The 12,148-nt window shown below is 47.8% G+C and carries 11 protein-coding genes; 8 read left to right on the forward strand and 3 right to left on the reverse strand.

Translation table 11 applies throughout. The annotated features are described in order from the left end of the window. The first annotated feature begins 93 nt into the window (after window positions 1-93). The 5 genes from AC50Y5_RS28915 to AC50Y5_RS28935 all read left to right on the forward strand — a co-directional run bounded on the left by AC50Y5_RS28915 (window position 94) and on the right by AC50Y5_RS28935 (window position 4,841). Window positions 94-843, forward strand: a complete 750-nt coding sequence (locus AC50Y5_RS28915) for a YceI family protein (RefSeq protein ID WP_494864860.1) — start codon at window positions 94-96, stop codon at window positions 841-843. Window positions 844-1,170: 327 nt separating this feature from the next. Beyond that, window positions 1,171-2,424 carry a zinc ribbon domain-containing protein gene (locus AC50Y5_RS28920; protein ID WP_494864862.1) on the forward strand — a complete coding sequence of 418 codons (1,254 nt, stop codon included), beginning with the start codon at window positions 1,171-1,173 and terminating at the stop codon, window positions 2,422-2,424. A 12-nt stretch (window positions 2,425-2,436) separates the two neighbouring features. After that, a complete protein-coding gene (locus AC50Y5_RS28925; RefSeq protein WP_056030920.1) occupies window positions 2,437-3,591 on the forward strand; it encodes a S1C family serine protease in 1,155 nt (384 codons plus the stop codon). A gap of 270 nt (window positions 3,592-3,861) precedes the next feature. Continuing rightward, window positions 3,862-4,644 (forward strand): hypothetical protein, encoded by a 783-nt coding sequence (locus AC50Y5_RS28930; protein ID WP_056030916.1) that lies wholly within the window; start codon window positions 3,862-3,864, stop codon window positions 4,642-4,644. A 26-nt stretch (window positions 4,645-4,670) separates the two neighbouring features. Beyond that, window positions 4,671-4,841: a hypothetical protein gene (locus AC50Y5_RS28935; protein ID WP_155972815.1), complete on the forward strand. Its 171-nt coding sequence runs from the start codon at window positions 4,671-4,673 to the stop codon at window positions 4,839-4,841. Window positions 4,842-4,937: 96 nt separating this feature from the next. On the opposite strand, the gene AC50Y5_RS28940 is transcribed toward AC50Y5_RS28935, so the two are convergent. Together AC50Y5_RS28940 and AC50Y5_RS28945 are read right to left on the reverse strand one after the other, a co-directional pair. Then, window positions 4,938-5,708 carry a response regulator transcription factor gene (locus tag AC50Y5_RS28940; RefSeq protein ID WP_056030912.1) on the reverse strand — a complete coding sequence of 257 codons (771 nt, stop codon included), beginning with the start codon at window positions 5,706-5,708 and terminating at the stop codon, window positions 4,938-4,940. Continuing rightward, complete coding sequence (locus AC50Y5_RS28945; protein WP_494864865.1) at window positions 5,686-7,560, reverse strand: sensor histidine kinase; 1,875 nt, start codon at window positions 7,558-7,560, stop codon at window positions 5,686-5,688. The genes AC50Y5_RS28940 and AC50Y5_RS28945 overlap by 23 nt, the downstream gene beginning before the upstream one ends. 279 nt (window positions 7,561-7,839) lie before the next feature. On the opposite strand from AC50Y5_RS28945, the gene AC50Y5_RS28950 reads away from it, so the two are divergent. The 3 genes from AC50Y5_RS28950 (at window position 7,840) to AC50Y5_RS28960 (ending at window position 11,492) form a co-directional block, all read left to right on the forward strand. After that, window positions 7,840-9,489, forward strand: a complete 1,650-nt coding sequence (locus tag AC50Y5_RS28950; RefSeq protein ID WP_056030906.1) for a type 2 periplasmic-binding domain-containing protein — start codon at window positions 7,840-7,842, stop codon at window positions 9,487-9,489. A 34-nt stretch (window positions 9,490-9,523) separates the two neighbouring features. After that, window positions 9,524-10,480 (forward strand): ABC transporter permease, encoded by a 957-nt coding sequence (locus AC50Y5_RS28955; RefSeq protein WP_056030903.1) that lies wholly within the window; start codon window positions 9,524-9,526, stop codon window positions 10,478-10,480. A 91-nt stretch (window positions 10,481-10,571) separates the two neighbouring features. Next, window positions 10,572-11,492, forward strand: coding sequence for a carbohydrate ABC transporter permease (locus AC50Y5_RS28960; protein ID WP_056030900.1), 921 nt, complete (start codon window positions 10,572-10,574; stop codon window positions 11,490-11,492). Window positions 11,493-11,595: 103 nt separating this feature from the next. Here AC50Y5_RS28960 and AC50Y5_RS28965 read toward each other — a convergent pair. Then, window positions 11,596-12,148, reverse strand: a 553-nt coding sequence (locus tag AC50Y5_RS28965) for a hypothetical protein (protein ID WP_494864868.1), incomplete at its 5' end; no start/stop codon positions are given.

Here is a 12,148-nt window from a genome sequence, read left to right on the forward strand (position 1 = left end):
GCGCATAGCTCCCTTCAGGGGAAGGCGCGCTTCGCCTTTATATAACTTAAAACACTACACAATGTAGTTTTAAAAACAAAGGAGGATTTTACAATGAAGAAGAAAAATGTAGTTATTGGTGCTGTCGTTGCGGTTGTTTTGCTAGGTGGAGCAGGTGCATATGCCATGTATGATTCGTTTACGGGCAACAACAAGGAAATCAAAAGTGTTATTGGCACGGAAGCGGCCGCTACAAACAGTGCAGCAGGTACGACTAGCACAGGTTCTGGCTCTACTAATAGTGCAAGTGGTACGCAGACGGCTGCTGTTGGCGCTGTGGCGGATATAAACGGAGCATGGACCATTGATTCCACCTCCAATGTGTATTTCTCGGTTACGACTTCCCGTGAGACGGTTAACTTCGAAGTAAATGGTGTAACAGGCACTTGGAATGTAGATACGGTGGATGCGGCAGCTAATGCGGCGGATGCAAGCCTCGATATGAACGTACTAGATTCGGGCAATAGCCAGCGCGATGGGCATGTGAAGGGAGCGGATTTTCTTGATGTGACCAACTTCCCGAACTCCACGTTCAAGGCGACATCATTTGAGGCGCTGCCAACGGAAGTGAAGGACGGCGAAACGTTCCCGCTCATCATGACTGGCGACTTGACGATTAAAGGGATAACGAAGGAAGTTACTTTTATAGGACAAGCGGCATACAGCGACGGCAAGCTGAATGTGGAGAGCGAGACGGTCGTCACGTTTGAGGACTTCGGCATGCAGAATCCGCATAACGTCGTGATGGATACCGAAAATAACGTTACCGTGCAGCTGCGCCTTACTCTATCGCAAAATGCCTAACACGCGATTGGCGAGCCGCCAAGCGGTATCTTCTTTAAGCAAGAGCAGGGCTTAGGCCTTGCTCTTGCTTTTTTTATGGAGAAGGAAACGTAAACATATATCAATAAGGTAATTATCTTATTTTGGCTAATTCAAAAGGAATGTTATGATAGGCTAAAGCTGATGCGGGTGAAGCGAGCAGGCATGCTCGCCTAATTCAACCATAAGTTTATTAAGCTTATTAAATTTTTTAATTTCCCATCATTTAAAAATGGAGATCATTTACTATTTCATATAGAATAGAGGGAAGGACGATTAAAGTTTGATTGCGTCAGGAGATGAGCACAGGTGCATTGCCAACATTGCGGAAATAAATACGAGCCTAGTGCCGTTTACTGCAGCAAATGCGGGAAACCGCTGCTTCAGGACGCGCAGGCAAATGAGCAGACGCAGGCCATTGTCATTCAAGAGCATGAATTATTCATTCGGGAGGCAAGCGCCTCATTAGTGCCAGAGCAAGCGCCAGTACGAAACAGAAGAACCCGTGCCGGAGCTGGGCGTAAGTTTATTATTGCGCTTGTGCCTGTTGTTGTGTTCATTTCGACCTCTGCCGGGGTATTTTCTTATTACATATATGAAAGCGATTTGAATGATCATGTCGCCGAATGGCACGAGCAAGCGAAGCAGAAAGCTTGGGGAGGCAAATATCACGAAGCGATGGTCCAGCTTGAGAAGGCAGCGAAGGTGCGTCCAGCCTACGGTGCTCTTCAGGATGATATGGATATTGTCAACGAGGCGGTTGCGATCGAAAATAAAATTAACCTCCTTGCCAGCGAACTGGACAATGGATCTTTGACGGAGGCTGGACCGCTAGTGAAGCAGCTGAATACGCTGCTTGCAGGCCGGGAGGAGCAGATTTTTTCTCCGCTGCGCGAGGCGTTTGCCGATTTAAATGTTAGAATGGTCGTTGTACAGGTGCAAAATGAGCTGGACCAAATAGATTCGCTAGATGCTTTGGCGGTGAAGCTTAATACCGTTAATGGTTTAGGCGGCGAAGAAGCGGTAGCTGTGCGCAAGCAGATTGTGGACAAAATCGCGATTGTATGCCAGCAGCAAACGAAGGAGCTGCTTCAGAAAAAAAGCTTCTCCGAAGCGATCGCCATGGTACAGAAGGGAATGGCCTATGCCCCGGAGGATACGAACTTGACGAAGCTGCTTGAAAGCATTCATGCGGAGAAGCAGGCTTTTGAGCAGGCGGAGCAGGAAAGAATTGAGCGTGCGATGCAGAAAGCGGCGGAAGAGGATTTGCTTAACCAAACGGCGGCCGTTGAAGTGGTGAAGGTGGATACGAGCTTTGATGAAACGGGCATCTTCAAAATCCATGCCTTGCTCAAAAATGCTGCCACTAGGCCGATTTATTCCGTTGAAATCCAATATTCGGTGCGCGGCAAGGATAAACAGATTTTAAAGAAGGGTACGTCTATCGCCATGCCTAACTATATAGAGCCTAACGAATCCTTTACTTTCGACGCAACTGTGGAAGGCATTGAAGAGACCGATGCTACTGTCGTCATCGATCATGTCACATGGTATTTGGACTAGGAGAAGATATTGATGAGAAAAGGAACTTGGCTTAGCCTTATAATGTCCGTTGCTTTTCTGCTTTTTGGAGCTGGAGCGGTCGTATTTATCCGTTCCGAAATTCCCAAGCAGCTCAGTGGCAAGCCGCTGCTTGCCGTGTCAGATACGCGCTCGGAGAAAACAGGCAAGCCGCTTAAAGACGTCATTTATGAAACGCAGAAGCTGGTCGTCATGATTGAAAGCGGCAATGGCAAGCAGGGATCAGGCTTTTTGTACAATAATCAAGGTGATTTGATCACCAATGCGCATGTCGTATCCGGCGTTCATAAGGTGAAAATCCACACGTCTGATGCGCGGGAGCTTGATGGCGAAGTAATTGGCATCAGCACGGAGACGGATGTCGCGGTTGTCCGCGTCCCTGGACTAGTTGGCGAGAAGCCGCTTAAGATGGTTCGCAATAAAAAAGCGGAAATCGGCGATGAAGTGATGGCGATCGGCAGTCCGCTTGGTTTTCAAAATACAGTAACGACTGGCATCGTTAGCGGCTTGGGCCGTAATTTTACGATTGAACCGTATTCGTATAAGGATTTGTATCAAATTTCTGCGCCCATTGCGCCAGGAAACAGCGGTGGCCCTCTGGTCAGAAGAGAGACAGGCGAAGTGCTCGGCATTAATTCAGCAGGCATTGAGCAAGGTTCGATCGGGTTCAGCATTCCAATCGTCAATGTGCTGGCAACGGTGGAAGCCTGGTCGACGAAGCCGATGGAGGTGCTGCCTGAGCAGGAGGGCACGAATAGCACGGGCATGGCAAAGCAGGAAGCGACGATGAGTGAATATGCCAGCTACTTGGTTACTCATTTTTACGACAGCTTGAACAATGCCGATTATGTTTATGCCTATTCCTTGCTGGGCGGCAGCTGGAAAGAGGGTACAAGCTATGACGCATTTCGGGAAGGTTATATGCCAACGCGCAATGTCGTCATCGACGATATGCATGTCACGGTCAACAACGATCAGCAAGCGACTGTAACGGCGATTATTTCAGTAGATGAACGAGTAAGCGGCAAAAACAAGCTGAGCAAATATCAGGTGATTTACGAGGTCGGCTATGAGAACGATCAGCTCAAGCTGATAACCGGCAGAGGCAAGGTCATTGAGCAGGCCGCACATGAGAAAGAACAGCATTAACGCTAATTGCAGAGAAAGCCAGCATACCGAATGAGGAATGCTGGCTTTTTGTCTGCTAAATAATTGGAGGGAAATAATGATTAATGTTTTTGAATTGACATTTTTTCCTATTCCTATCGATCCGAGGGTTATTGCGGCAATGTGAAATAGGAATGATTATTTACTAATAATTTCTTCATTATAAATTCTAATTATTGACAATTTAATTTTTATAGTTACAATAAGTTAATGAACACTACTAATACCAAATTAAAGAAAGGTTGATCATTTTTGAGAAAAAGAATAAGTTTGGCTCTATCTTTGATCCTGTTTTTCACCCTCTTTCTTAATAGCTTTAGCTTTGCAGCAACTCCAATAGACTCATCTGTTAAAGAGAATATTCAATATCAAAAGGATTTATATACCGCTATAAAAGAAATTGAAGAAAATAACTTAAATAGGAATCCTGACGGCACCTTCGAAATTATTGGAGAACCCTCAGTAGAACAAGAAATTCTCGATCATCTTGTAGTCAGTGTCCATAATATTAATGATCTAATAGAGTCCGGTAATCTTGTTACGGACGAAAGTTTTCGTGTATACTCAACAGGAGATATTCAAAAGGGTAACTTAGAGACTAACAAAACCGTTTATGTAGAATATGATATCTTTTTTGAAGATGTCATTAATAGGGATCAAGGCATATCCGTTGAGATGGGAGAAACAAACTACTCCCTCTCTTTTAATGGAAATACTGTACATGCAGATAGTTATAATCCTCCTGTTGGTTTGTATTTTTATTGGTGGGGATGGGAACTTTCTCTATCTGAGTATGCAACGCAGGTTTTAATTAATGGATTGAATACCGGAGCAGCTTCTGCTGCTGTTGCCTCAGCGTTACAAGCGGCCGGTATTATTACTGCTGGTACTGCAGCAGTAACAGGAATTATTGCTGCAGTAGTATGGTTTGGAGGAGCTGCTATTGGTTTAGCAGACAGTTTGGGTGGAAACAAAGGTATCTATTTTAGAGGTTTATATGCTCCTCCTGTTTACTATGTTTGGGCACGTTCATAAGATAGTATAAGTTTGGAGGTAATAAAATGAGCAGTTGGCTTTTATACATTAATTTATTTATCGCGATTGTTCTTGTGGGATTAGGTATCTTTAAATTAATCACAGATATATCACAAAAGAAGATATCTATTATCCTGATAGTAGCAGGAATCATCGGTATTCTAAGCTCTATTATCCAACTTTCAATTCGAACTTAAACTTTTTTTGAAATTAATATATATTTTTGGATTAGTAGTGTTCCTGAAAGCATCATATTTTTCAGGTATCCAAATTAACATTACGGAAATGACACACTAAAGCTGGTTTTTTCGAAAATGGGAAGGGGTGCAGCCAGTAATCTTCTTGAACTGCTGCACAAAATAATCCGGATCTGGATAGCCGACGCCAGCAGCGATGTCGGCTATTTTGCTGCTTGTTGTGGCGAGCAGCAGCTGCGCCTTATCCACGCGAATTTGATGGACGTAATCGTTGAAATAAATACCGGTTGCCTTGCGGAACAATTGCCCGAGATAGAAGGGATGGAGATACGTTTTGCCGGCAATTTCCTTCATCGTCACCTGCTCCTGATAATGCAAGGCTACATACTCTTTGACAAAAGCGATAGGATCATCCGAAGACATCCCCATCCCCATCTCAATTCCTATCTCCGGTTCCGCAGTGCCGCCTGCGCTGGAGGCTGTGCTGGGCAAAGCCTTGAGCAGCCGTTTTTTCACCCGCAGCAGAGCGCCAATCAGCTGCTCCTCCTCCACTGGCTTCAAAATATAATCAACAGCGCCACAGATAAGCGCCGTCTTCACATACTCAAATTCGTCATAGCCGGATATGACAATAAAGCAGGTATCCATGCGCCCTGTTACTTCCTTCATAAGCTCAAGCCCTGTAATGCCGGGCAGGCGAATGTCGGTAATGACTAGCGCGGGCTGCTCGCGTTCGATTAATTCGAGCGCCTGCCGTCCATTTTCCGCATCCCCGCATACATTAAAGCCGTACTTTTCCCAAAAAATAATTCTTTTTAGCCCTTCACGCATCCGCGGCTCATCTTCAACGATCAACGTTTTCAACATCGACGATTCTCCTTTCACCTATAAATTCATCCTTAGCGAAGGCAGCGGGCATTTGCAGTTCAATCGTTGTGCCTTCCCCATAACGGGAATCGAGGCTAAAGCTGAACTCGCTCCCAAAATGCCACTTGAGCCGGTCATATACATTTTTCAGCCCCACATGCTTGCCCTGCTGATGCTGCACGCCGGATTGCTCCAGTCGGGCAAGCCAGTGTCTGAGCTTCTCCTCTTCCATGCCAATGCCATTGTCCGACACGCGAATGACTACGCGAGTGCTGTGAAGCTTAGCCGATACGGTAATGCTGCCGGGCTGCTCGGAATATTCAATGCCATGAATGCAGGCATTTTCAACGAGCGGAAGGATGCTCATTTTCGGCAGGGGCAGCTCCAGCACCTCCTCATCAATATCGAGCTGATAGGAGAGACGGTGGCCGAAGCGGAAATGCTGAATGTCCAAATAGTCGGTGACGAATGCCATCTCCTCTTGAAGCGGAATCATATCCTCGCCCCAGCTCAGCGATCGGCGAAAGCCGCGGCCGAGCAGCTTAATGACCGATGCCGTTTCCTCTTCACCTTTAATGACGCAATTCATTCGAATGGCATCAAGCGTATTAAACAAATAATGCGGATTAATTTGGCTTAGCAGAGCATTAAACTGCGCCTGCCTCCGGTCCAGCTCCGCCACGTACACATCTTGGATGAGGCCGTTGATCTGCTGCGTCATTCGGTTAAATTCCTCGGTCAGCTGCCCGATTTCATCGGATGCCGGTTTGGCCTTCAGCATTTCAAAGCGCTGGTTTTTCACCCGTTTAATGCCGCCGAGCAGCATGCCCAGCCTAAGATTGAGCGACCGGGCAATGAGCAAAATAATAATGCTCGGAAATAGCAGATTTGCGCACGTCAAATAAATAATAAATTTGCGCGAATCAAGCAGGCTTTGATTGACAACCTCATTAGGGTAGATGCCTACCATCTCCCAGCCTTTCAGATAATCGACGCCTTCAAACGCGCTGGCGATAATGGTTTTGCCCCGTTGAGCTTCTTCATGGATGAAAGCTGGCGGCTCTGCCTCCGACGAATAAATGACATCGCCCTGAGGATTCAGTAAATAAATTTCACCGGGAAACGAATGATCGAACAATGTGTTTTCCAAATAATGCGGCAAAATATCTACTCTGAGAATTTTATGGTAGCTGGAATAGGCTTTGTAAAAATCAAGCTCGCGAATCACGCTCAAATAAGGAGCGCCGCATTCGGCCGACCCTGCTCCCGCGCCTGTCTCCCCGCTGGCTGCTAACGAAGCAGCTGTTGCCCCAGTTTGCCTGCAAGTCGCGGTCGGCGTGTTCGTATAAAGCAGCCATTTTCGGCTTCGCGCCTGATCGGTAGTCGCTTGATACCAGCCCTCCTGCTTCGTCTGCAAGTCGATGAATTGCAGGAGGCCCGAGTGAATCAGACTGTCGTTGTCGGTAAACAAATACGCATTATAAAACTGCTTATTCAGTGGCACGAAGCGGTTAATCGAGTTGTTCAGCACCTCGCCATAGGCTGCAATAACTTCGCTTTCGCTCGCATAAGTGCGATCCAATGCGCTATAGAGGACGCCATCATTATAGATGACCGAGGAGAAGCTGATGACGCCCTCCAGCATTTTGCGAAAGTTATCCTTGTTTCTTTCAAGCGATTGCCGAAGGTCCTGGACCTTCTCCGTTCTGACATTGCCTGCGGTGATCGTATAGAAAAACGTATTCGTCAGCATGACCGGAATAAAAACAGCGGCAAAATATAAAATCATCAGCTTGTTTCGCAGCCGCAAGTCGTTCCAGCGGAAGGGACGGAGGTTTTGCATCATTTTCATCGCGTGCTGCTCCTTTGGCTAAAAACTAACAAAACCATTCTGTTAGTATAATAGTGTTATTTGAAAGCTAATTAAGCGTTTTCATTAGTAAAATTAACACTTATTTGTTGAAATAGCTACCCTAAATTAAGAGAATTTGGTAATTTACCAGCCCATAGCTGAAGCAATAGCTGTCAATCTCATTAGATTTGCGGGGTATGATGTTAAGGTTTTTCGGGTACCTGGGCAGCTTCCTGTTTGATACAGTTAATTTATATTAAAGGGAGGGTGGCAACGATCTTGAGTAAAAAAATAGCGCTTACATGGATCATGGGGGCATCTTTGGCCTTGTCGATGATAGTAGGAGGATGCAGCACGGAGAGTACGAATACGGCTGCTGGCACCAGCAAAAATAACAGCGGCGAGGAACTGACCACATTCAGCTATTTCATCTTTGATCCCGGCGACAATGTTCCCGAGCATACAAAAATTGGCGACATGATTGAACAGAAAACAGGAGTAAAGATCAAATATGAGCGGCTCGTCGGCGAGAAGGAGCAGAAGGTAGGGGTAATGATCGCCGGAGGCGATTACCCTGACCTCATCAATACGGATCAGACGGTTAAATTCGAGGATGCGAATGCGCTTATCCCGCTGGAGGATTTAATTGAGCAGCATGCCCCGAACATTAAGCGCATCTATGGGCCCTATTGGGAACGGCTGAAAACAGCAGATGGACATATTTATGCGCTGCCGCAGGTTGCGCCTACGGGGACGCCGATTAAGGGCATTAGCGCAGCCTTCTGGATACAGAAGGAAGTGCTCAAGGACGCAGGCTATCCGAAAATTACGACGTTTGACCAATACGTCGATGTTTTGCGCGCCTATTATAAAAAATACCCGCAAATCGATGGCGCGGATACGATTCCTTTTGAAATTTTGACCTATGACAACCGCAATTTCACGTTGACGACTGCGATGCAATTTTTGGCCGGCGGCCCTAACGATTCTCGGGCTATTGTTGACCCGGTGGCGAACAAGCTGGCCTTCTATCAGACGGACGAAAACATTACGAAGCGGTATTACGCCAAGCTGCATGAAATGTACCGGGAAGGCATGATCGATAAGGAAGCCTTTGTGATGAACTATGAGCAGTATTTGGCTAAGCTGTCCAGCGGCCGGGTGCTGGGGATGTTTGACCAGAAGTGGCAGTTCCAGACGGCGCTTGACTCCCTGAAGCAGCAGGGCAAGGCGAACCGGATGTTTGTGCCGCTCCAGCTTACCTTCGATGATACCATTCAGCCGGATTATTTGGATGTGCCTTCGATGAATTACAATATGGGCTTCTCGATTACGATAAATGCGAAGGATCCTGTAGCGGCGATCAAATATGCCGATTACATGGCAAGCGAAGAAGGACAATTGCTGCGCAACTGGGGCGTGGCGGGCGAAGACTATACGGTCAGCGACACCGGGCGGTTTTATCGCAATCAGGAGCAGCGGGACTTTTTTGCCGATCCGAAAAACGGCTTGAAAACAACCGGCAACATCCTCTGGTACTGGCCAGGCTCTTCGGGCACGATGGCTGACGGCAACAGCTACCAGCAGTATCAGCAGCCGGAAGAGATTGCCGCCGGATATGATGAAATGGATAAGGAACTGCTGAAGGCTTACGGCGCAACGACTTACGAGGAGCTGTTCGACGGCCCGAATCTGAACCGCAAATATTTCCCGCTCTGGAGCATCGAGCTGACGGAGACAAACAAAGTATTCAACCAGAAGCTTAACGATATTAATAAAAAATATCCACCGCAAATGGTCGTTGCCAAAAACGCCGATGACTTCGAAAAATATTGGAATGAATATGTCGCTGCCGTAGAGAAGCTGGACGTTCAAGGCTGGCTCGATGAGCTGACGACGAAGGTGAAGGACCGCCAAGAGAATTGGTAAGGAGCTCGCGGCGAGGAGGGAGAGAGAGCGTGCGATGTCTGTAACGGTTGAGCGAGTGAAAGAGCATGCCGGAATCAAAAAAAGTCGGGGCAAGTGGAGCAAGCTGCGCAGCCAGAAGGCGCTAATGGTCATGTCGATTCCTTTTGTGGTGTACGTCATTATTTTTGCATACTTGCCGCTGTATGGGTGGATGATGGCTTTTCAAAATTATAAGCTTGGCTCGGCGATGCTGGATAACGAATGGGTGGGGCTGGCCAACTTTCGCGAATTGTTTCAAGATGAGAACTTTATCCGCGTCATACGCAATACGCTCGCGATGAGCTTGATTAATCTTGTGTTCGGCTTCGTCAGCTCGATCGGTCTGGCGCTATTGCTCAATGAGGTGCGCAAAATCATGTTCAAGCGTATCGTCCAGACGGTCAGCTACCTGCCGCATTTTTTATCGTGGGTTGTGGCCGCGAACTTGATTATGAACGTGCTTTCCATAGATGGGGCTGTCAACAAACTGCTAGTGAGCCTGCATATTATTAAGGAGCCGATCATGTGGCTTTCCGAGCAGCATTATTTTTGGTGGATTATTGGCGCCTCAAATGTGTGGAAGGAGATCGGCTGGAGTGCCATTATTTATTTGGCAGCGATGACGACGATTGATCCTTCGCTCTATGAGGCGGCAAGCATCGATGGAGCGGGACGGTTTCGAAAAATAAGGCATATTACGCTGCCCGGCATTCGCAGCATCATCGTTATTCTGCTTATTATGAATATTGGGCATATTTTGGATGCGGGCTTTGAACAGCAATATTTGCTGCAAACACCAATGGTGGTGGATTATTCCGAGACGATCGATATATTTGTACTAAAATACGGCATTAATTTGTCGCGGTTCTCGTTTGCAACCGCCGCCGGCATTTTCAAGACGGTTATCAGCGTCGTGCTGCTGCTGGCCGCGAATCGCATGGCGAAGCGGATGGGGCAGGAGAGGCTGTTTTAATCGGAGAAAAAATGAGCTTTTTGCCGCCCGGTCCTGGAGGGCAAAAGCCTGTTTTACACTCATGCTAGGCGATAGGGAACAGGAGGAGACGATGACAACGACGACACTCAGCAGGTCAAAGAGGTCGGCAGCTGACTTGCTTTTTGACCTATGCAATACCGTATTTCTGCTAGCACTGCTCGTGCTTACGCTTTATCCGGTTTTGAACACGCTCGCCGTTTCCTTTAATCAGGCGCAGGATACGGTTCGGGACAGCACCTTTCTGTGGCCGCGAGAGTTCACGACACTTAATTACAGCACGCTGTTTCAGGATGGGCTCATTTATCATGCTTTCTTTATTTCCGTTGCCCGGACGCTGCTCGGTACAGTAAGCAGCGTGTTCTGCACAGCAATGCTGGCCTATACATTAAGCCGCAAGGATTATGTGCTGCGGGGGCCGATTTCCTTCATCTTCATCTTTACGATGTACTTCAGCGGCGGCCTGATTCCAACCTATATGCTCATTAAAAACCTCCATCTGTACGGGACGTTTTGGGTGTATGTCATCCCGGGACTTATTGGCGCGTTCAACCTTATAGTCATGCGATCCTTTATGGAAGGCTTGCCCGAGAGCCTGGTAGAATCTGCGCAAATAGATGGGGCGACGCATTTCTCGATCTTTATGCGGATCATATTGCCGCTCAGCCTGCCCGTCATTGCTACGATTGCGCTGTTCGTCGCGGTGGGGCAATGGAATAGCTGGTTCGATACTTTTTTATATAATTCCTCGAATATTAACTTAAGCACGCTGCAATATGAGCTGATGAAAAAGCTGCAATCCGCCAATATGAGCGTTGGAGGCACAGCAGAGTCGGCCTTCGCCAGCAGCAAAAATATTCAGGCGAACATCGTAACGCCAGCGTCGATCCGGGCTGCTATTACAGTTGTAGCTACCGTGCCGATTATTATCGTATACCCGTTTTTGCAAAAATACTTCGTTACGGGGCTGACGCTCGGCGGCGTCAAGGAATAAAGGAAAGCTTGTCCACTTGTTGCAGCGGGAGCTGAAGCTGGTCAGGAATTGGAAAGAGCGGGCCTACGTTATTCGTAGGCCCGCTCTTTTTTTATCCATTATTTTAGGACTGCTGTGTGACATCGGAAATGTCAGCTAAATCCTCATCGCTCTGGCGGCCAGAAGGGGAGTAAATCAGTTCCAGAGCTACGGCGTCATTGCGCTGAAGCGGGAAGCTCAGCAGCGTGGATGGGATAACTCTGCCATTCAGGCGCAGCAGATAGCTGATATTGCCACCGATCGGAATGCCGCTGATCGAAGTAATTTGTCCGTTGAAGCCAAACCGGACAACTCCGGTTTCCCACAGCGCCTGATAAATCGTCATGCCGATACGGTGGATAACTCGGTACGCCTGAGTAACGTTTGGAAACACCCGTCCTCCGTTAATAACGACCGTTACCCTCCCTTGTGGTCCCGGAGGGAACGGAATAGGAATCGGCAGCGGAATCGGGAATGGGAACGGTGGGAACGGCCCCGGAGGGAACGGCCCTGGTCCCGGAGGGAACGGCCCTGGTCCCGGAGGGAATGGCCCTGGTCCCGGAGGGAATGGCCCTGGTCCCGGAGGGAATGGCCCTGGTCCCGGAGGGAATGGCCCTGGTCCCGGAGGGAATGGCCCT

Source organism: Paenibacillus sp. JT22N7 (assembly GCF_059383875.1).

Excerpts from the sequence above, each read along its gene's own strand:
- AC50Y5_RS28925 (WP_056030920.1), top strand. The coding sequence starts at position 2,437 with ATGAGAAAAGGAACTTGGCTTAGCCTTATAATGTCCGTTGCTTTTCTG.
- AC50Y5_RS28955 (WP_056030903.1), top strand. The coding sequence starts at position 9,524 with ATGTCTGTAACGGTTGAGCGAGTGAAAGAGCATGCCGGAATCAAAAAA.
- AC50Y5_RS28940 (WP_056030912.1), bottom strand. The coding sequence starts at position 5,708 with ATGTTGAAAACGTTGATCGTTGAAGATGAGCCGCGGATGCGTGAAGGG.
- AC50Y5_RS28960 (WP_056030900.1), top strand. The coding sequence starts at position 10,572 with ATGACAACGACGACACTCAGCAGGTCAAAGAGGTCGGCAGCTGACTTG.
- AC50Y5_RS28915 (WP_494864860.1), top strand. The coding sequence starts at position 94 with ATGAAGAAGAAAAATGTAGTTATTGGTGCTGTCGTTGCGGTTGTTTTG.
- AC50Y5_RS28945 (WP_494864865.1), bottom strand. The coding sequence starts at position 7,560 with ATGAAAATGATGCAAAACCTCCGTCCCTTCCGCTGGAACGACTTGCGG.
- AC50Y5_RS28935 (WP_155972815.1), top strand. The coding sequence starts at position 4,671 with ATGAGCAGTTGGCTTTTATACATTAATTTATTTATCGCGATTGTTCTT.